General features: G+C 39.2%; 22 protein-coding genes and 1 tRNA gene. 4 read left to right on the top strand and 19 right to left on the bottom strand.

Annotated elements, in window-relative coordinates; genetic code table 11:
- Positions 1-71: 71 nt before the first annotated feature.
- The 6 genes from I6H64_RS02830 to I6H64_RS02805 form a co-directional block, all read right to left on the bottom strand.
- On the bottom strand, positions 72-530 hold the full coding sequence (locus I6H64_RS02830; RefSeq protein WP_008841294.1) for a flavodoxin: 459 nt from the start codon (positions 528-530) through the stop codon (positions 72-74).
- Positions 531-631: 101 nt separating this feature from the next.
- Positions 632-1,081, bottom strand: coding sequence for a GNAT family N-acetyltransferase (locus tag I6H64_RS02825; RefSeq protein WP_008841295.1), 450 nt, complete (start codon positions 1,079-1,081; stop codon positions 632-634).
- Between the two features lie 102 nt (positions 1,082-1,183).
- The gene (locus I6H64_RS02820; RefSeq protein WP_232623521.1) at positions 1,184-1,753 is read right to left on the bottom strand and encodes an ATP-binding cassette domain-containing protein; all 570 of its coding nucleotides are present in this window, start codon (positions 1,751-1,753) and stop codon (positions 1,184-1,186) included.
- Complete coding sequence (locus I6H64_RS02815) at positions 1,753-2,820, bottom strand: ABC transporter transmembrane domain-containing protein (RefSeq protein WP_008841297.1); 1,068 nt, start codon at positions 2,818-2,820, stop codon at positions 1,753-1,755. The genes I6H64_RS02820 and I6H64_RS02815 overlap by 1 nt, the downstream gene beginning before the upstream one ends.
- 332 nt (positions 2,821-3,152) lie before the next feature.
- Positions 3,153-3,890 (bottom strand): NADPH-dependent oxidoreductase, encoded by a 738-nt coding sequence (locus tag I6H64_RS02810; RefSeq protein WP_008841298.1) that lies wholly within the window; start codon positions 3,888-3,890, stop codon positions 3,153-3,155.
- A 211-nt stretch (positions 3,891-4,101) separates the two neighbouring features.
- Positions 4,102-4,479, bottom strand: a complete 378-nt coding sequence (locus tag I6H64_RS02805) for a KGG domain-containing protein (RefSeq protein WP_002830377.1) — start codon at positions 4,477-4,479, stop codon at positions 4,102-4,104.
- 593 nt (positions 4,480-5,072) lie between these two features.
- Between I6H64_RS02805 and I6H64_RS02800 the strand changes: the two genes are divergently transcribed.
- Complete coding sequence (locus I6H64_RS02800; protein ID WP_002830378.1) at positions 5,073-5,582, top strand: HdeD family acid-resistance protein; 510 nt, start codon at positions 5,073-5,075, stop codon at positions 5,580-5,582.
- A 122-nt stretch (positions 5,583-5,704) separates the two neighbouring features.
- Positions 5,705-5,971 carry a SemiSWEET family transporter gene (locus I6H64_RS02795; protein WP_002831927.1) on the top strand — a complete coding sequence of 89 codons (267 nt, stop codon included), beginning with the start codon at positions 5,705-5,707 and terminating at the stop codon, positions 5,969-5,971.
- Positions 5,972-6,137: 166 nt separating this feature from the next.
- Here I6H64_RS02795 and I6H64_RS02790 read toward each other — a convergent pair whose 3' ends face one another.
- The 3 genes from I6H64_RS02790 to I6H64_RS02780 form a co-directional block, all read right to left on the bottom strand.
- Complete coding sequence (locus I6H64_RS02790) at positions 6,138-6,776, bottom strand: carbonic anhydrase family protein (RefSeq protein WP_036685241.1); 639 nt, start codon at positions 6,774-6,776, stop codon at positions 6,138-6,140.
- 403 nt (positions 6,777-7,179) lie between these two features.
- Entirely contained in the window at positions 7,180-8,289 is a 1,110-nt protein-coding gene (locus I6H64_RS02785; protein ID WP_036685243.1) for a lactate oxidase, read from the bottom strand.
- Between the two features lie 382 nt (positions 8,290-8,671).
- Positions 8,672-8,759, bottom strand: a tRNA-Ser gene (locus I6H64_RS02780).
- A gap of 385 nt (positions 8,760-9,144) precedes the next feature.
- Here I6H64_RS02780 and I6H64_RS02775 point away from each other — a divergent pair.
- Positions 9,145-10,593 (top strand): BglG family transcription antiterminator, encoded by a 1,449-nt coding sequence (locus I6H64_RS02775; protein ID WP_008841302.1) that lies wholly within the window; start codon positions 9,145-9,147, stop codon positions 10,591-10,593.
- 232 nt (positions 10,594-10,825) lie between these two features.
- Here I6H64_RS02775 and I6H64_RS02770 read toward each other — a convergent pair whose 3' ends face one another.
- Positions 10,826-11,209 carry a YxeA family protein gene (locus I6H64_RS02770; protein ID WP_008841303.1) on the bottom strand — a complete coding sequence of 128 codons (384 nt, stop codon included), beginning with the start codon at positions 11,207-11,209 and terminating at the stop codon, positions 10,826-10,828.
- Between the two features lie 228 nt (positions 11,210-11,437).
- Complete coding sequence (locus I6H64_RS02765) at positions 11,438-11,686, bottom strand: GlsB/YeaQ/YmgE family stress response membrane protein (protein WP_005917319.1); 249 nt, start codon at positions 11,684-11,686, stop codon at positions 11,438-11,440.
- Positions 11,687-11,894: 208 nt separating this feature from the next.
- Between I6H64_RS02765 and I6H64_RS02760 the strand changes: the two genes are divergently transcribed.
- Positions 11,895-12,491, top strand: coding sequence for a TMEM175 family protein (locus tag I6H64_RS02760; protein WP_008841306.1), 597 nt, complete (start codon positions 11,895-11,897; stop codon positions 12,489-12,491).
- 317 nt (positions 12,492-12,808) lie between these two features.
- On the opposite strand, the gene I6H64_RS02755 is transcribed toward I6H64_RS02760, so the two are convergent.
- The 8 genes from I6H64_RS02755 to I6H64_RS02720 all read right to left on the bottom strand — a co-directional run bounded on the left by I6H64_RS02755 (position 12,809) and on the right by I6H64_RS02720 (position 20,399).
- On the bottom strand, positions 12,809-14,134 hold the full coding sequence (locus I6H64_RS02755; protein WP_005917323.1) for a Na+/H+ antiporter NhaC family protein: 1,326 nt from the start codon (positions 14,132-14,134) through the stop codon (positions 12,809-12,811).
- Positions 14,135-14,539: 405 nt separating this feature from the next.
- Positions 14,540-15,715, bottom strand: a complete 1,176-nt coding sequence (locus I6H64_RS02750) for an ArgE/DapE family deacylase (protein WP_008841309.1) — start codon at positions 15,713-15,715, stop codon at positions 14,540-14,542.
- A gap of 105 nt (positions 15,716-15,820) precedes the next feature.
- A complete protein-coding gene (locus I6H64_RS02745) occupies positions 15,821-16,237 on the bottom strand; it encodes a hypothetical protein (protein ID WP_005917328.1) in 417 nt (138 codons plus the stop codon).
- The gene (locus tag I6H64_RS02740; protein ID WP_005917330.1) at positions 16,234-16,677 is read right to left on the bottom strand and encodes a LytTR family DNA-binding domain-containing protein; all 444 of its coding nucleotides are present in this window, start codon (positions 16,675-16,677) and stop codon (positions 16,234-16,236) included. Before I6H64_RS02740 ends, I6H64_RS02745 begins: the two co-directional genes overlap by 4 nt.
- Before the next feature lie 212 nt (positions 16,678-16,889).
- Positions 16,890-18,350, bottom strand: a complete 1,461-nt coding sequence (locus tag I6H64_RS02735; protein ID WP_056984951.1) for a catalase — start codon at positions 18,348-18,350, stop codon at positions 16,890-16,892.
- Between the two features lie 183 nt (positions 18,351-18,533).
- Positions 18,534-19,310: an ABC superfamily ATP-binding cassette transporter membrane-spanning subunit gene (locus I6H64_RS02730; RefSeq protein ID WP_008841312.1), complete on the bottom strand. Its 777-nt coding sequence runs from the start codon at positions 19,308-19,310 to the stop codon at positions 18,534-18,536.
- The gene (locus I6H64_RS02725) at positions 19,307-20,203 is read right to left on the bottom strand and encodes an ABC transporter ATP-binding protein (protein ID WP_008841313.1); all 897 of its coding nucleotides are present in this window, start codon (positions 20,201-20,203) and stop codon (positions 19,307-19,309) included. Before I6H64_RS02725 ends, I6H64_RS02730 begins: the two co-directional genes overlap by 4 nt.
- Before the next feature lies 1 nt (position 20,204).
- Positions 20,205-20,399, bottom strand: coding sequence for a hypothetical protein (locus tag I6H64_RS02720; RefSeq protein ID WP_008841314.1), 195 nt, complete (start codon positions 20,397-20,399; stop codon positions 20,205-20,207).
- Positions 20,400-20,435: the final 36 nt, after the last annotated feature.

Here is a 20,435-nt window from a genome sequence, read left to right as displayed (position 1 = left end):
TTATATTAAACGGGCGTTGTCAAAAAAATGATAACGCCCGCATTTATGCATAATTGTTTTGAATAATCCGGTTATTTCACTAGTTCATCAACCCATGCAGCTAAGTCTTCTTCGCCACCATGTCCAGCTTTCACTTGCAAATCTCCAGCCCATTCTTTGAAGGTCTTTTCAAAAATCCCCGGATCACCGCCGAACGTGTAGAATGGCGCTACCACTCCTTGATAGCCTTGTAAATCCGTTAGGAAGGAATGGATGGGGGTTGCTGGGGCTCCGTTCCAAACTGGACTACCTACCAAGATTAAATCATACGAGCTCACATTTGGAATCGCTTTCGAAAGTGGCGGGAAATTTCCGGTTTCCGTTTGCTTAGTTGCCTGCTCTGAAACTTCCGTCATTTCCTCACTAAAGGTCCCAGGAGCCACTTCAATGGTGAACCGATCCGCAGCTGGAAGCAATTCGTACAGTGCTTTCGCTACTTTGGCAGTCGTGCCTGTCCGTGAATACGTTGCAATCAAAACTTTCTTAGCCATTTAAAAACCATCCTTTCTTTGTTTAGCATTTCACACCTATACTATAACGCTTTTTAGGTATTTTGCGGAGCACTTTTGTAAAACACTTTACAAACTTTTGGTCATTCCAAAACCATGTCTAGGTGCGGGATGTTATCTTCTAAATAGACATCTGAAACGGGTTTAAAGCCAAATTGCGCATAAAAATTTTGTAAGTAACTTTGCGCAGCGATTTTAACCGGTCGAATGCCTGCCGCTCGTTTAATTTCATCCAGGGTTGCTTGAACCAAACGTTGTGCTAAATGCTGCCCCCGAAACTCTTTAACCACAAGTACTCGGCCAAAACTAATATAATTTGGATCGTCATGCGGAACAATTCGAGCATATGCCACCAGCCGACCGTTTCTTTTGATCATTACATGGCGCGCGTTCTGATCTTTCTCGTCAACTTCTTGATACGGGCAATTTTGTTCCACGACAAAAACTTTAACTCGTTCTTGAAAAACTTCCCATAATTCGGTGGAGGTCATTTCCGCCGTTGTTTTGATTGATAACGTTAAATCGTCTGCCATTGAGTTCCCCTCTTCCGCATATTTTTATTATTCAAGTCCAGTATACTCTTTCTACATCGACTACCAGAATTTTAACAAATTTTACCCGACCTTTTGGCAAAATTAAACGTTCGGCTGCGTAACTTTAACTAACTGACCCGCGTCAATTTCTAAAATTGCGTCGTATAAATGCTCGTCAGCCTCGCTAAGTTTATGAGTAACGTGAATGCAAGTCTGCTCTTTAAGTATCATAATCTCTTTTTCAATTGTCTGTGCGGTAAATTGATCTAGCGCACTCGTAAATTCGTCAAGCAACAATACTGGTGCTTGACGAATTAACGCCCGGGCAATCGAAATCCGTTGTCGTTCTCCTCCTGATAAAGAGTTTCCAGCTTCTTTAATGGGAGTATCTAATCCTTGGGGAAGTTTTTCAAGTAGGAATTGAAGCCCCGCACTCTTTGCCGCAGCGACAATTTCTTGTTCCGGAAAATCTTTAAACAAGGTGATGTTTTCCCGGACCGTCCCTGAAAAAATAAATACGTTTTGGTGGATCATAGAAAATAAATTTAAAAAACTTGCATCGCTCATCTCCCGATAATTATGGTCGTCTACCCACATTTCACCGTCATAATTAGGATAACAATTTTGAATTAACCGTAGTAACGTGGATTTACCACATCCGCTTTTGCCAATTATTGCGTACTTTTTCCCTTTTGAAATGCAAAACTAAAATTTTGAATTACCGGCTTTGCCCCATCATAACTAAAATTAAGCTTCGCTAACGAAATTTCTTGGTTAAATGTCCCGTGAGTTGCTTGATTGGCATCATTTTTAATTGTGGTATTCTGAAGCATTTCCGTGATTTGGTTACGCATGGTTTTAGTAGAATTACTATTATTTACCGCTACCAACATCATGTTGATCGGATTCATCACGCTGTTTAACAATTGGACAATGGCAATTAACGAGCCCATTACTAATGCGCCAGTGATCACAAACCAGCCCCCAAGAATCATAATGGAAAATATAATCAGGAGTACTAAATTTTCGTTAATTACCTTGGTGATTCCCAGACGAACGCTAAACTTTAGCTTCATTTCCTCTAAATTATGATTGTAACGATCAAACTGCTCTTGCATTTTATCTTGCGCATTAAAAGAACGGACCACCTCATATCCGGCAATCAAATCTTTAGTCTTACTAGTAAATTTCACCATGTCCTTTTGAATACTAGTTCGTAAATCATTCAATCCCATCCCAGTAAACGACGCGGTCGCTAAGAAAAAGCCAGCAATTGCTAACACCCCGATCGAGAATTGCCAGTTAATCACCACTAGTGAAAGAATCGCAATCACAAACGTTACTACGGCTTGTACAATCAAAAAGTAAGCTTTATAGTAGTTATCTTCGATCGTGGTCATGTCATTAGTCAAAGCGGAAATGTACTCGCCGTTGCTTTTGCTAAAGTAACTTTGATAATCCCGTTCCATAATGGTACGGTAGACGCTCCGCCGTAAGTCCTCCATTTCATTCTTAATATACCGGGCTACTAAGACCTCCTTCAAATAATTAATCAAAAAATAGGTTGCTATGTAAAGTATCGAAATGCCAATTGAACGTTCCAGAGCTCCAAAGTCCTTATTCATCGCACAATCTAAAATCATCTTCATTAAAAATGCAACTAAAACTACCATTATTGAAGAAAGGGCCGTCATTACGGTTGCCAAAAACTTTAAAATTCGATGCCTTTCGATTTCCATGGTATTCCTCCTATGATGTTTGCTACTTTAGCCGACAACCAGTACTTGGACACGTTGCCAAGTTACACTTAATTCAGTTTCGATTATATTTGGTAACGTAAGGTAATTAGCAAGCTTTGAATAGCAAAAGAGGCTGAAAAAACTTTTCAAGGATAAAAAAGTCCTTAAAAAGTTATTTTGGTATTTTGACTTCAATAGAGTCAAAACGTGTGCCAAAAGTCAGTTGGTTCCGCTTAACCAAAAATTGACCATCATGTCCAATTCAGGCATCATGGTCAATTTTCAGTTAATGCTCGCAAATTATCCGACTTTTGTCCCACTCTCTAATTATTTTAATTTAGCGTAAAGCCCTGTTCTAATAAAAATGGGGCAACATCAGTACGTCGCGGTTCAGCAAAAAAATCGGTCATTTTCCGTATCCAGTCGGTCTCTTGAGCATGCGAAGACCGGTTCGCATAATAAGCTTGCGTAATTTTTTGGTATTCACTCAAATCTTGCGCCGCTTGCCGATCGTAACCATTTTTGAAAGTATTGTTATGCAGCGGCATCCGGGGCTTAACCGCATTTTTACGCGTAGGTTTTCCAACTGTTATCCCAAATAACGGCACCGTAAATTTAGGAAGGTTTAGCAAATCGCGTACGGTTGTTAAATCGTTGCGAATTCCGCCAATATAGCAGATTCCTAAGTCTAAAGACTCTGCGGCAACTGCCAGATTTTCCCCCGCAATGGCGGTATCCACAATCGCTACCGTTAGCGCCTCCATGTTTTTAATTCCGGCTAAGTCTAGACCCTGTTGTTGCAAGATTTGGGATTGCCGATACAAATCCGCCACAAACACAAAAAAGGCTCCGCTTTGCTTTACGTAGGCAGCACTCTTTGAAATTTCAGCAAGTTGTCCCCGGATGGACGGATCCGTCACGTCAATAATCGAGGTAGCTTGTACAAAGTTCGACGAAGCACCCGCATGCGCAGCAATTATCAGTTGTTCCTTAACCTCATCCGTAAGTGATGTGTCCGCAAAATTTCTTACAGAGGTATGTTTTTTCATTAATTCAATTACGTCTTCCAATAGCTTTCCCTCAATCCATGCTTACTATTTGTCAATAAAAAACGACAATCCATTATAGCACTACCCTTTCAAAAAAATATACCCAATCTTATAAGACACAAAAAACCTGATGATTAAAAGTGTTCGTGACTACTCTTAATCATCAGGTCTGGATTGTAGAAAAAAACTTGTTTTTTTTTAAAAATGTTTTATACTGAATGCAAGATTATAATTAATCGTCGTCGGAGTTAGCTCTTCCACCTTTTTTACCAATTTCTTGGTAAAAGTCCTTGCCATGGGATTTGGAAGTTGCTTCTCCGCCTTTTTTTCCATTTTTTTGGTAGAATTCTTCATCATGAGCTTCTGAAGTTGCTTCTCCGCCCTTTTCGCCGATGTCTTGGTAGAAATCCTTGTCGTGAGTTTCGGAAGTTGCTTCCCCGCCTTTTTCACCAATGTCTTGGTAAAAGTCCTTGTCATGCGAGTCTGCAGTTGCTTCGCCACCCTTTTTACCAATGTCTTGGTAGAAATCCTTGTCGTGTGATTTAGCGGTTGCTTCTCCGCCCTTCTTGCCTGCTTCTTCCCGAGTCATCTTTTCTTCTTCTTTAGCCATGTTTCATTCCTCCTTGAGTTAGTTTTTTTCTACGAGTGTTATGTTAAATGCTTTTTAAAGCGATTACAAATTTAACGCTTGCAGATGCTCAGAAAAAATAGTTAAGAAAATGATAGTTTCTTACAAGTTGCTAAACTAGTTGAAATACCAGTATTTTTGGACAAGCTACACCCATTTTAATTGAATGAATTTGGGATCGTTCGTTAAAAATTGGGGCATTCTACCTATATTTTACATAATTAGCTATCATTTTATTTGCTTAATATATTTTGCCTATTAATTTATCACGTCAGTCTGATACATGGACGGCGTGTGCACATATAAAATTTTAAATTTACTAGACAAGTCCGCATTTGTGGGCTTTTTTATATTGGTAACATAAGAAATAATTAATCAAAATCAGTTAACTTTTCTTTTTTTATTTATTATTTGCTTGTATAATACGGTTAAAATTAAATCAAGAACCATCAGTCTAAAAGGTAATGGATCCGGGATAAAATTTATTCTGGAAGTAATTTTTATATCCTTATCTACTCGATGACCAACAATCTGACGTCTATAAAAGCTGTACATTAATTTGGGAGGAATTTTACATGAATAAGTTATTAGACAGATTTGATCCATTCATGTTTGTCGTTGGAATCTTAAGCATTTTCGTTGCGGTTATTTCTCTAAGAAATCCTCTAGCAACCTTTAGTGCGGTAGTCGTTATTGCGGCAATTACCGCGATTTTGTCCGGGATTTACAAATTAACCGTCCTTAGAAATGCTTTAGAAAACTCTGGATGGGTGGTTTTTAACGCAGTTATTGATATTATTATCGGGATTTTAATGTTGTTTAACGGAAAATTTGGGATTTTGTTTGTCGCAATTTCGTTTGCAATTATGTTTTTGATGGATTCGATAATATCATTGTGGCTCTCTAACGTTATTAAATTAGTTAACGAAAAGTATTTTATGGTTGACGTTATTTTATCCGTAATTGGTATTATTTTGGGCGTTCTTTTACTAATTTATCCAGCCTTTTCAATCCTATCAATCTATTACCTAGTAGGATTATTCTTTATGATTACTGGGATTGGTGCGATTATTCATTCGATTTAATTTGCTATTTAAATTAAATCGCCTTTCCCGCTCTGGTGACCAGACACAGTTCGATTCTGTGTGCGGGAATAAGTCCAAAAATTGATGACTCTAAAAGCTAAGTTATTTTAGGAGATGATTTCTTGCAAGAAGAAACTAAAGTTATTCGAATTATTGGCCGGATGGCTTCCGTACTCTCCGTATTGATGTACGTTTCATACATCCCCCAAATAATCTCCAATATGCATGGTGATTACGGGAATCCTATCCAACCGCTAGTTGCTGGGATTAACTGCACCGTTTGGACAATATACGGTTATTTCAAGGCTGAGCGCGACTGGCCAATTATTGTAGCCAACGTCCCGGGGATCTTTCTTGGATTCTTTACGTTCTATACAGCATTACATTAATTCTTAAATATTTTATCAGTTAAATAAAAAGTGACTAATCCTAGTGGTGGTATTAGTCACTTTTTTATGATTACCTCATTCCGTTTTGAATGATCCGCTTAACAATTATTGGCGATAAAGCTAACGTAAGTACTTAGTAATCGATAAACTAGCTTCTGGGGCTTTCTTAAAGTTCATACTTCTCGATGCTCCGACCATTCAAATTTTGTAACGCTCGATTATTAGGAGCGGCAAATACGGCAGTATATCGGTTGAGTTGTTGTAGGTCAATCGTTGGCGCATTTTCAAATACCAGCCATTCCACCCCCTCGGTCAACGGAGGGGTCGTCAGGGAACCGATGTACCGATAAAAATTTCCGTCTTGGGGGATTAATTCCTCTAAAATTAACGGCTGGGTCACCGCTCCGTCCTCCATAGCATCTAATATCTTCTCAAACTCTTCATTTTTAGGACCTATTTTAAATGTAACGCTAACCACCAGCGGTTGTTTCAAACTGCCATAATGAACAAAGTGCGCTTCTAAAACTCGTGACTCGACTTCACCCTCAAAACGATGTTCCGCCGGATGGTGAAAGTGGACCTCCATTAATTGAAAGCGACGTCGGTCAGACTTAATTTCCCCATTAGCCGTTAAAGACAGGTTATTAAGGTTGTTATGTACCTCTGTAGCGGCGTACGGTTTGGTTCTACTAATTACTTGGTTTTGTTTGCCTTCTAACTCGGCTTTTTCAATCAAGATTGGTGATTGTGTCGTCCGGTCTTCTTTTTTCCACTGGTCTTGGTGATTATAATTTAATTTTCGCATCGTTAATCCCTTCTTCAAATCAATTGTACGGCGCTATTTTTTGGCAATTAAAAGGGAGAATTGCTCCCCCGCTTTTAATTTAGCTTAATGCTATCAATTGTAATAATCGACTACAAACAATCAAAAAGCCGATTTGGTCAAAACCACCAAATCGGCTGAGATATTTCTTGATATTGAGCTATTCAAAAATTGCTGTACTTGTTAGCGTTGCGTTGCATTATCAACCTCTTAGTCACTTAGCCAGGCTACCAGATTATCGAGGTCGCCGATCATGAAAACTAAAATACTAATTCTTCATCTTAGCGAAAAGCTGCGGTAAAATCGTTGAACACGCACTCAGTAAGCTGATTTATTAATTACATATTTTTCTGATTATTAAGCCTGAAATGGGAAATTTTACAGTCTAATATTTGATATTCAACAAACTATTATTTTTAACGTCTTCAATTGTCTTCGTGCCTGCTAGTTGCATAACAATCTCCAATTCGTGGTTTAGGTGTTCGAATACCGACTGCACTCCCTTAGCTCCGCCTAAAGCTAATCCGTAAATTACTGGACGGCCTAAAGCAACTAAATCTGCTCCGCTGGCCAAAGCTTTAAACACATCTGAACCCCGGCGCACGCCGCTATCAAAGATAATTGGTACTTGTTTGTTAACCGCGGTAGCAATGTCTTCTAGGACGTCAAAAGAAGCGGGTCCCCCATTTAATTGGCGGCCTCCATGGTTGGATACGTAAATTCCGGCAGCTCCAGCATCGATTGCTCGAATGGCATCTTCAGGAGTTTGAATTCCCTTAACGATTACCGGTAAATTCGTATAATCAGCAATTCGCTTAACATCTTCCGGCCGAATGTTTTGCGCGGCAGAAGCATATATTTCTTCAATTCCCTTTCCCTGACCGTTTCCTTCAGAAAACTTAATTAAGTTCGCCATTGGCAAAGGGAACGTGAACTTATTTTTTATGTCAGCTTCCCGATATCCGTCCACGGTGGCGTTAACCGTCAAAATAATTGCCTTAACGTTAGCCTTTTTTGCTTCATCTAACAGACTCTCGTTAAAATTCCAATCCTTGCTCATGTACAGCTGGAAAAATTGGGGAGCGTCTCCGCCAGCGGCAGCAGTTTCAGCAATAGATACTGATGAATAGGTACTTTGCGCCATTAGTCCACCAACGGCTGCAAGCCCGCGCGCAGTATCCTTTTCTCCTTGAGAATGTGCTAGCCCCTGGGCAGCAGCTGGAGCCATCATTACCGGAGTATTCAAAGGAATTCCAAAAATTTCAGTGTTTAGCTCTGGTTTTTCAATCCCGCTTAAGGCCTTTGGGGCAATTTGTCGGTGATGAAACGCCATTCTATTTTGTTTAAGGGTCCACTCATCTTCAGAGCCATCAGCAATGTAACCAAATCCACCTGCTGGAATTATCTCCTCAGCCCGTTTTTCTAAGGATTCCAAATTCAAAATATCTATTTTTTCTTCCCGATCACTTTGTTCATAACCATTAATCATTGTCATGGTATCTTCCCCCCGATTAAAAATCTAACTATTCTAAAATGGCTTCATAACAAAGAATACGCTAATAATTCATTGCCGTTGTCATTTCACTTACTTATTGTAAGTAGATTGGCGGTTAAATGCAAGTGTTAATTTGATATTGATCTCCTAACCATATTTTTTAGGCAAAAAATGGGAAAGATGACATTAAGTGTGAGAACGAAACATCCGCAACACGAACATACTAAAAATGGTTTGGTATCGACGAAAACAAAAATCAGCTCTATGCAGCAAAATTTGTGCAAAATCATCTATTTTTTAGCGTTTTTTCTAAACATAAAAAAATAGAAACGCCGATATAACGGCATTTCTATTTTTGGATATTATTCTAATGGTGCTAATAAGGAGAGTACAGGATTTGAACCTGCGCGCCGGTATTAACCGGTTCGCCGGATTTCGAGTCCGGTGCATTACCACTCTGCCAACTCTCCATAACAGAGTTTATTATATCAGATGAATTATTAACCCGCAACACCAATCAAGTATTTTTTTAAATTTTATCATGAACTTTACCCATGAATATTAACACCCTTTTAATTATTTTAAAATCGCTTAATTCTAGTTAATTAAACTCTTTAGCGGTTTCATCAAATCAATACAATCGCACCTCCTTCTTCAAGTAAGATTAGCTGACCTTTATGCCTATATAAAGTTTATTTAGTACTATTTTTAAAACATTTTACCGAATGACGTAAATATAGCACTCCTAAAATATCCGTTATCGAAAACATTTCTCGTTGATAAAGCATTTATCGTGTATAATTATATATAACAGTAAGTATTAAGGAGGAGCTAACCATAGATTCTACCAAATTAATGAACAAGCGCGATTTGCTTGCGTATCAATTACTCCAATTTTTTAGTCAGAATAACGTAAAACCAATTAGTACCTCCTCGTTAGCTGAAATCTTCAACACGACTCCGTACAAAATTGAGGCTTCCATCGCTACTCTGAACGCTGATTTACAAACAATTACTGCTAATGACCACAGTGTTTACGTAAGTGAAAAATCATATAAGGGAATTTGGAGCGGACATAACCTTTTTCAAATCATTGTCGACAAAGTCAAATTATATTATATTGAACGGTCGACTGCTTTTCGTGCCATGGAATATTTATTGTTTTATAACGACTTGGTTACCCCCAAAAAATATATTCCCAGGGCTTTCTCAAGCCGCGCCGTTTTTTATCGTCAACTAACTTTAGTTAAACAATTACTAACTGATGAGTTTAACAACTTAACAATCCAAACTGATAAAGACCGGGAATTTCAGATTCGATTAGAAATTATTGAATTATACGAACAAATTTATAAGGGATTAAAAGAGCCCTTTCCCGAACTAGATCCATTAATAAACGGGATTTTTGATAGCTTAACGCCCTTTTTTAAACATCAATTACAACATGGTGAAAAATTTAAATTATCAATATTTCTACGGATTTGGATATTACGCCATAATAACCACAAGTATGTTCGTTTTTCAGCACCTCATCCGCTTGATGATAAACGCTATGATAAAATTTATCACGTCTTAAAGCAGACCCTAGGCTGGCACTTTAAGCTAACCCATTCGGAAATGCTTTTTTTGTACGGTTTTTTATTAAATCAAGATTACTTGGATTATGCGGGGATCCCAGAGGATACGTGCAACTATCAATTAATTAATAAAATTACGGATGATTTTCTAAATTGGATCAAATCGTTTAACATTTTAGCGGACTTTCCGTTGGAAGTTGAACAATCTTTAAGAAAAGACATTACTAACGTCAATTTAAAATTATTTTCGTACTACGCGGAACTACTAGACGCAACTTACAAAAATTCAATCCATACCTTACGAGAAAACTATCCTACGTTTGATATTTTAATTCAGCAATTTTGGCAAAAACTTGCTGCTCAACCCGAGCTTAAAAAATACCATCTTAATAAGTACAACTTGTACTATGGTTACATGTTGGCATTAGCTAATAACATTCCCGCTAAATACAGTCGCGACCGAGTTAGAGTGGTGATTGATTTTTCAAAGGGCAGCCTGTATTCCCAGTACGTTGATAATACGCTAAAATCCTTATATGGAAATAACGTAATTTTGACTAATCATTTAGAACCACAATCCGATCTCTTCTTATCAGATACGTATTCTTACAAAATTAAAATTCCACAGCTGATTTGGAAATCATTTCCAACAGTTGCAGATTGGACCAACTTAATTACCCTAATCAAGGAAACCCGATCAGCAAAAGCTCGGCAATTTTTTAAATAACAAATTAAAAGCGTGTAAGACAAAAATCGGCTAGTTTGCGAGAATTAACTAAAAAGCGACCGTTATGAATTGGCATAACGGTCGCTTTTTGATTAAGCAAAACTAACTGATTTTTAGCACATATTTTGCCTCTATTGGAGCCAAAATACCAAAATAGCTTTTTGAGAATCCTTGAAAAATATTTCTTTAACTTTGTTCAAGCCCCTCTCCAGCTCATCAGTTAAAAACATCCTTAATCGATATTCAAAATTTTACGTACCTTGTTAGGCACCTTGTCCTTGCTGATCTCGTTAGGTCCCTTTATTGCCCGTTTTTTCGAAATCTCAGCCTTAATGACCGCGTTAGGAGTAAACGGCTTAACCTTTTCTCCCGATAGTTCGTAATCTAGCGTACGCTTTTCACCATTTTTTAAAACGAACTTAAATTTATAATCGTAAGCGTGTTCGCCAGTGATTGCTTTTCCATCGTCATCAGTAGCTTGTTTTTTAACGGGAACTTCGGCAGGAACCACCGCGTACGCCGTTTTTGCTTGGTAGGTGTCTTCGTAATACTTCCATCCAAAAATAATCACTACTGCTGCAACTAGAATTGCTAAAATTCGTCCCGCATCTCTCATTTTGCATTCTCCTATCTAATAAGTCATTACCAACATCTAATGTTTGTAATGAGGATACCATTTCTCGGTTTGCCATTACAAAAATAATGGCTTCTGACATCCAGAATGATTGTCGGATTAATCAAAAACTTACTGGCCAAATTTAAAATTGTGAATGTAGTCTTTTCGAACACAAAAAAGGACGACCTTACAGATCGTCCTTCCTTAAATATTAATAACTAAAAATTGCTAATTCTTACGGCTTTGAATAAACCATGATACAACAGCTACTAAGATTACCGCTCCGATAATCGAAGGAATTAGTGCCATTCCAGCTAAGGATGGTCCCCATGTTCCTAATAAGCTTTGGCCTAACCAAGCACCAATTAAACCAGCAACGATGTTACCTAACCAACCTGCTGGTAAATCACGACTAGTAAGTGCACCTGCAATTGCACCAATAATAGCTCCTACAATTAATGTCCAAATAATTCCCATTATTACGCCCCCCTTCATTGCACTAATAATAACAAATGTTCATTTTATACACAAACAATATGCACTAATAACGTATTTTGTAAAAAAATCTGCTGAGTTCCCCTAAAGTTTCATGCTTATTTTTCTGGGAGTTTGCTACTTCAAACGGTCTTAATAGTAAAATCTTTCCAGTGCTGTATAATTTTATTAGAAAAGAAAGGAAATTATTATGAATAAATCAAGAGTTGAAGCCTTTACTGATGCTGTATTGGCAATAATTTTGACAATTATGGTCTTAGAACTTAAAGTTCCCGATTCTAGTCAATTAAGTGCGATTTTAAGCGAGTTGCCATACCTTTTTTCATACACGGTTGGCTACCTCCTGATTGGAGTGGCCTGGTATAGTCATCATTACATGTTTAGCAAGACTGCCGGCATTTCCAAAAGAGTTTATTGGGCAAACAATTTTTGGATGTTCACGACTTCTTTCATCCCCATGGCAACTGCCTGGATTGGGCGAGATTTGAAAGCACAGGGACCGGAAATTTTTTACGCCATTATCTTTTCTATATGGACCGCGGCTTACTTGGTTCTAAGCTACGTAATTTCAAATGACGACATAAAAAGAAAACAGTATAAAAAAGCCCATGACATAAGAAAAATGAAGATATATCGGTATTTGACAAACATAAAATATATGACAATCCAAACCACTGTCCTGGTTATCATCTTAGTTTTTAAGCCTGAATTTTTACTAGTGGTAGTTTTATGGCAAATATTGGCATTCGCCATCTGGAATAATGATGATAGTGACAAATTATTTTAAAGAATGTCATGCCTACCTTCAAAGCAAAACCTAGCATTTTCATGGATGAAAACTTACATTGCTCCTTTTTTAATTAACCCATAAAAAAGAAACTGCAAAAGCTAAATCTGCTGGTGTTTTGCCCTTAATAAAGTCAAAACGTGCGCCAAAAGTCAGTTGGTTCTGTTTAACAAAAAAACGATCGTTACGCCAAATTCAGGCATAACGGTCGTTTTTCAGTTAATCCTCACAAACTAACCGACTTTTGTCGCACTCTCGTTTTCGTTTTAACCTACTTTATCTAAAGTAGCTGTTTATTAGTATTTTATTGTAGTTTTCTAGGCTGCAGAACGTTTTGCGTTGATATAGTTAACGATAAACGTCAAGCCCATCAAGACCACTGGGTAAACCATGTAACGAATCAAGTCTAAGTAGTTCGTACTCTTCCCCGCAAGTTGAAGGGTCATCATCATCGCGGAATCTTGAGGAATGACCATCGAAGCCGTAACCGCAAAAATGGAAATCACTCCGGCGAGCACCTTCTTATCAACTTGGTATTGGTCACCTAATTCCTTAGCAATCGGTGAAGTAATCAAAACCGAAATATTGTTATTAACGATTGCCCCGGTAACACAGAAACTCAAAATTCCAATGAGGGCTTCACAACTTGCCTTGCTCTTGATATGCCGGGTGAACACGTGGACCATCCAATCAATTCCGCCATAGTGCCGCATTAATGCAACCATTCCGTTAACCATCATCGCAAAGATTGCTAGCCAGAACATGCTTTCCATTCCGTTACCAATCGCCTTTGCGCACGCAAACAGGGAAGCTTTACCCAACGCCATCCCTATTGCACTGGCCATTACGGTGCCTAAAGCTAGTACTAGTACCACGTCCATTCCCATGACAGCCAAAATTAAAACTACTAAGTAAGGCAAAATGGTAATTATGTTATAACTGCCAGCATGAATATTGCTAGCACTGCTATTATTTAAACTCATTAAAGTATAAATAATAATCGTGATTACCGCTGCTGGAACGGCGATTTTAATTTGCCATAAAAACTTATCACGCATTCTTGCGCCCACTCCCGCTGCCGCTGAAATGGTAGTTCCACCGATCATTGAGAGTCCGTCTCCAAAGTACGAACCGGTAATTACCGCTGCCCCAGCCATTCCTGCGTTTAAGTGTGCAGCTGCTACTAGCGAAAAGGTCACTGGCGCCATGGTTACGATCGTCCCCGTAGAAGTTCCGATACACAGTGAAATGATTGCCGCAATCAAGAAGATTCCTGGTACCAGAAATTGGCTTGGAATCAACGAAGTTCCTAAATTAACGATTGAAGACTGTCCTCCCGAAATTGCTACGGCTGAAGAAAAGCCCCCCGCCATCATTACAATCAAAGAAAGGTTCATTACTCCTGCATTTCCGGCGTTGTTTAGGTAGATGTTCATTTTCTTGGCAAACTTTGCCCGCGGTTCGAAGAAAATTAAAGCAAACAACAACGCCACTAAAATTGCTACCTGTCGTGGCATGTACGAAGACGGATCCTTGGCACCTTTAATCGTAAAGACCGCTAAGCAGCCTACGTACAGCACCAAAAAAATCAGTAATGGTAACAAACCAGCCGCGCCATAATCTTTGCGCGTTTTCTTTTCCATTCTCAAATCCCCTTAAACATTTATTGGTCTAGCACTTATCTATAATACCAAAATCCCGTTCAATTAACATAACTACTAAACTAAAGTTAGAGGTTACCATTAATAAGTAAATTTTTCAAATAAAAACCCTCTGTAACAGGTAGTTCCGAGAAAGGCGCTCTTTTCTCCTGAATCGTCAAGTAATTTTTTCAATAAAAAGAGGCTGAGAAAGATTAAAGTAATCCTTTTTAAGGATGGATTTTTTGGAAAATCAGGCTGGAATGTTGCCTTTACTATTATAGAAGCAAAAGTCAATTTTTCGGTTCAACCCAAAAACGACCATTAAACCAAATTCAGGCTTAATGGTCAGTTTTCAGTAAATGTTCCTAAACTACCCAACTTTTGTCTTCCTCTTTACTTAATTGGCTAGTCTTTTTGGGCATTTAGATACTGCGTAAATACCGTAATATACATCTTAATAAAGTTTAAATATAAGTCCTTTTCAACGTATTCATCAACTTGGTGAACTCCGTCACCGGTCGGCCCCCAAATCGCAAATGGAAAACCTTCATCCTTATCCCTTAGCAAATTAGAAGCATCGGTGACCGCCGGAATCACCCCTGGTTTAATTGGCGCACCACGAAATTCGCTACCGACTCGTTGAATTAATTCCATCAGCCGGCTTTTTCCAGTTGTTTCCACCGCATCCTGAGTCATGTAGGCTTCCAATTTAACTTGCGCGCCCGCGTCGTTTTGCTGATCGACTAATTTTTGAAGGTCAGCAATCACCTGTTGATTGGTAAAATTTGGAATCGTTCGCACGTTAATTTCAGCTTCGGCCATTGCCGGAATCGAATTAACCTGGTTCCCACCCTTAAAAATTGTGGTATGGAAGGTTAACGGCCCAAGTAATTCATTTTCAACTGCGGAATCACGGAAATGGTGATTAGCCGCGTGCAAAATTTCAATTAACGGATCAATAGCGTTTTTACCGTCTTCGGGCATCGAACTGTGTGCGGACTGCCCCTTAGAAGTTAACCTAATATCTAAGGAACCCTTATGTGAAAATGCCGGATCATAGCCACTCGGTTCGCCAATCACTAAAGCATCCACGTCGTCCATCAGTCCCATTTCAGCAATTTTTTGCGATCCTTCTTCGCCCACTTCTTCACCAAAGGTGGCCATTAGCCGAATGGTGCCCTTCTTCAGCAGGCGGTTGTGCTTAATTTCAATCAAAGCGATTACCATAGCTGCTAAGCCAGATTTCATATCAGCCGCGCCACGTCCATACAAACGGCCATCACGTTCCGTTAGTTCAAACGGATTACTGGTCCATTCAGTTGGGTCACCTGCATCAACCACGTCCATGTGTCCCGAAATTCCTAGAACCGGGCTGCCTGAACCAATTTCCGCTAACAAATCTGCCCGAGTGTCACTATAGCGAAGAACTTTAGCGTCAATCCCATTTTCCTTTAATAATTTTTGTAAGTACTTTGCCACCGTAATTTCGTGATCGTTAGTAGAATTAATCGCAATTAAATCCCCTAAAATCGCTATACAATCCTCATTTGTAAATACCGGTCGTTTTAATTCAATGTCCATTTTATTCCTCCTTGCGTGCACATCTTAGTGAAAACGTCTTCATCATTAATTGAATGCATTTTATCACTAATACTCGTTAATTTACAAGAAAGACCCTCTAAAGGATTAATTTCTGGAATGTGGTGCGTTAAGTTGCTGAATTAGTTTTTGATTTTGGTAATTACGATAATAATAGAACGTGAGGATATGCAGTATTAAAGTAAGTATCAAGATTTCCCACCAGAAAGGCAAAACCATTTTAAGAATTTTACTAGAAAAAAGCCCTAGTCCACCAAGAAGTGCGCCAAAATTTATTAATGTTGTGCAGCCAATATTTCTAAGCGCCCCCCATGTTGTGTAGTTCCATATGTACGGATAGATAACGCCAAATACACTCCCGCCAATAATGGCGATTAATAAGAGATGCCATAGGTAACTAGGTGTCATTTCCAAATGCGGGCAAAATAGTTCAATTACTACTATCAACCACCCCATGAACAGAAAGCTCGTCTGAAAAAAGGTATGTTTTAGTTGAGTTATCAAATTAACCCCTCCTTCACTTTTTTAGCATAATGCCGGCTAACGATGAAACTTTCCGCATTTTTAGTATGTACTTCTATACGTGCATACGTCGCTTTCTTAAATTCGGTAACCTGGTCCATATTCAGTATCGTTGAATTATTAATCCGCATTAAATTTTTCAACGCCAATTTTTCTAAATCTTTCAACCTTCCCCTGATATAGTAGACTTGGTTATTTACCGTATAAAGTTTCGAAAGATGATCCATCGCTTCAATTAGATAAATCTGAGAAATATCAATCTTAAGCCTTCGTTCATTTTTGGGATTAATTACTTCCACCTGATCTTTGAAGTTAAAACTTCTTGTTATTTTGCTAGCGTACTTTTTATTATCGGGGTGTAGAGTAATGGTAGCTTTGTCAATTGCTTGTTTTAAATCCCATTTAAACTCAAGGTAAATCATTAAAAGCCTCCCTTCATTGACCAAGGTTACCGTCTTTTAGGGGGATCCACAATATTTCTAATTTTTGTTGCAAAAACGCTTCCTAAGTTGCCACCTTGCCTTACTAGTACGGTTTAAGACAGAGCACTCGAAAAAGAGGCTTTACCACATGGTGATTAAAGCCCCTTCAATCTTTGTTATTTATATTTTTAAATTTGAGCGTCGGTTTTGCTTTATCGTTCTGCTTCACCAACAATTTTATTGATGTCCATGCCTAAAGCCCTCGCAACTCGGGTGCCGTAATCATGATCAGCGTCATAAAATTGACTAATTTCCAGCCGTTTAATTTCGTCAGATTTAACCTGGCCTAAAGCTCCCTTAATTGTGTCGATTAACCGATCTTTTTCAACTGCGGACATTAGGCGATAAAGGTCGCCTGCTTGAGTCGTATAATCAACCTGGTATTCATAAGGTTGTGCCATCGCTTCCCCGTCCACCTTGAAAGGTTTAATGGAAGCATCCCGATCTTCAGTAGGTCCGTCAAAGGAGTTGGGTTCATAATTTACTTCCGGTCCCTGCGTGGCCTTCATAGCGCCATCACGTTCATAATTGTGTACCGGGACTACCGGACGATTAATCGGCAAGTCTTCAAAATTTGCTCCCAAACGATATCTTTGCGTGTCTTTATATGAAAATAGCCGACCTTGCAATAATTTATCTGGCGAAGCTTCAATTCCAGGAACTAAGTTAGCAGGTGACATTGCCGCTTCTTCCACGTCCGTGAAGTTATTAGTTGGATTTTCATTTAGCACCATCTTTCCAACCTTAATCAATGGGTAATCTTTATGAGAAATCACCTTGGTTACGTCAAAGATGTCCCACTTATAGTGAAGGCCTGCTTCGTACGGCAAAATCTGAACGTAGAGCGTCCACGATGGGTTCTCCCCTTGAGCAATGGCGTCATATAAATCATCTTGTAGATAGTCAGTGTCTTTAACCGTGGCTTCGGCTGCAGCTTCATTCGTCATGTTTTTAACGCCTTGATCTGAAATGAAGTGGTACTTGACCCAGAAGGCTTCGCCCTTTTGGTTAACCCATTTAAAAGTATGGGAGCCATAACCGTTCATCGTTCGATAAGATGCTGGGAGCCCCCGGTCACCCATTAAATAAGTAACTTGATGCAACGATTCTGGGGAATGGGCCCAAAAGTCCCACTGCATGTCCTGAGTACGTCGGTTAGTTTGGGGATCCCGCTTTTGAGAATGGATGAAATCAGGAAACTTGAGCGGATCGTTTACGAAGAATACCGGAGTATTATTTCCAACAATGTCGTAATTACCTTCCTGAGTATAAAATTTCACCGCAAATCCGCGCACATCGCGAACCGTGTCTGGGTAGCCCTTTTCTCCAGCTACTTGGGAAAAGCGCACAATCAAGGGGGTTTGTTTGCCAATTCCGTTGAAAAGGTCCGCCTTAGTATACGGACTCATGTCATTTTCTAGCTTGAAATACCCCTTCGCACCAGCACCTTTGGCGTGCACAACCCGTTCGGGAATCCGTTCCCGATCGAAATGGGCCAACTTCTCCAGCAAATTGTAGTCTTGCATCAATACCGGACCGCGACTTCCAGCAGTCTGCGTATGTTGGTTATTGGCCCACGGTTGTCCAGCCTCCGTTGTTAATTTTTCTGACATCTCTATTCGACCCTTCTCTAAAAATTTTAGTAGATCTACTATTCAATAAAACTAATAACGTTATTTGCCACGAATTATAACACCCGTCCTCCTAATAAAGAAGCAATATGCCTTCCGTTCTCACCTTTGACCCGCAATGGATATGCATTATCAAACTGCTTGTATACCTAGCGTTACAGTAATTTATTCCGTAATTGCTTCAACTCGTCGAACCGCATGTTGGTTACGTAATGGTTTAACCATTATCAAAATTAAACATCCCACAATTAGAATTCCAATAAGTACCAGAGGTCGCCATAAATCAGTCCAACTAACTGGATGAATTAACCAATTTGTCGGGTTCAAAAGGTTGGTGGGCGACCATTTTATAAATCCTTCAAGCTGGCTAAACAAACTGCTAATTAAAACGCCAATTTCAATTACTCCCGCAGCTAAAAATGGTGCGCCAGAATATATGGCAATCGTACTTGCCAAAATAACACTCGTTACAATGCCTAACGCTTGTAACAGTAAACTTGGCCATACTAAGTCGAAACGAATGGTGCTGCTAAAGAAAGCCCAATCCACATAAACTGCCCAACCAGCCCCCATTACCGTGCCTAAAACCACACAAATTAATCCTGCCGCCATTTTTGGAAAATAAATTGGTCCAGCCTTTTTGGCACGCGTTAAATAAAAAAGTTGTTGTGCGGGATTTTTTCCTAAAGTACAGGCATCCGCAACCAAATATGCCATGATAAAAAGTACTACTTGCTCCGTACTTTGGAAGTAAGAAGTCATCAAACTATCCCAAGTCGGAGATGGAAGCTGAATACTGGCAACACTGCCGCCACCAAATTTTTCTATCAGTTGATCACTATAATATGCCGATAATGGTGCTACAATCCCCATTAATGCAGCAATGAGTAATATTAAAAACATCCGCTGTTTTCGAGTCCACTGTCGTAATTCTAATTTCATTTAACTTTCTCCTTATCTTTTGAGTGAATCCACCGCTCAAAAGCATGGTTAAGGTCTTGACTACTTCGATTAATCATTACCACATCATCAGCTAACCTACTTAATTCGCCTAGCCCTTTTTCAAAATCTTGTGCTGGAAACTCAATTTGATGTCGTTGAATCTCCTTTACCACAATTTGACATTGCTGTAAGGCAGCCACTACCCGATCCTTAGCGTTAACCGATTTAACTAATATTTCAACCGAATCATCCGTTCCTGCGATAAAATCTGTCAACGCTCCTGAAAAAATCATTTCTCCACGATTAAGTACGAGCAATCGTTCGGCAATTTGCTGGATATCATTAAGTAGATGGCTCGAAATTACCACCGTCGTAGTTTGTGCTATTTCATTAATCAGACCCAACATTGCCTGTCGACCGAACGGGTCCAGTGCACTGGTAGGTTCATCTAAAAATAGCAGTTGGGGTTTTAAGATGTTGGCAGCGGCGATTCCTAATCGTTGCTTCATTCCTCGAGAAAATCCACCTACTAACCGGTTTTGGTGTTCCGCTAAGCCAACTTGTTGCAACGCAGTTAAAATTTGTTTCTCATTTATGCGTTGATTATCCAAGCGAAGTGACTGTTGTAAAATCTCACGAGCAGTTAAATATTTTTCAAACTCGGGAGTATCTGGGCAATATGCCAATTTTGCCATCTGGTCGATTAAGATTTGTCCATGCCCTACTGGTTCTTGACCAAAAATAGCGTGGATGAGGGTTGTTTTTCCTGCTCCATTTGGCCCAATCAGACCCACCACTCCCGGTCGGTTAGTAATTTTACCGTTCACCTTTTTTAAAGCTGCGAAATCCTTGAAGCGGACCGTTAAATCATGAATTTCTACTAAATTACCCATTCTACCAACTCCCTTCCCGTCGCTCTAATAGATAATATGCGATCCCGCCTACCGGAATTGCTAACAATGTCGCCACTATCCAACCCCATTTAGGTAAGTAATGCGTTCGTGAAATCCGACAAATATCATTAATTGTCCAAAACAGATAAATCCCACCAACTAAAATTAGCGGAACAATAATCTTTAAATAAGCCATTATTGGTTCTCCTTTTCCTAAAACTAATTGCCTACC

The organism is Pediococcus acidilactici (assembly GCF_016127815.1).
GTDB classification, from domain to species: domain Bacteria; phylum Bacillota; class Bacilli; order Lactobacillales; family Lactobacillaceae; genus Pediococcus; species Pediococcus acidilactici.
This window is presented reverse-complemented; position numbering and strand designations above follow the sequence as displayed.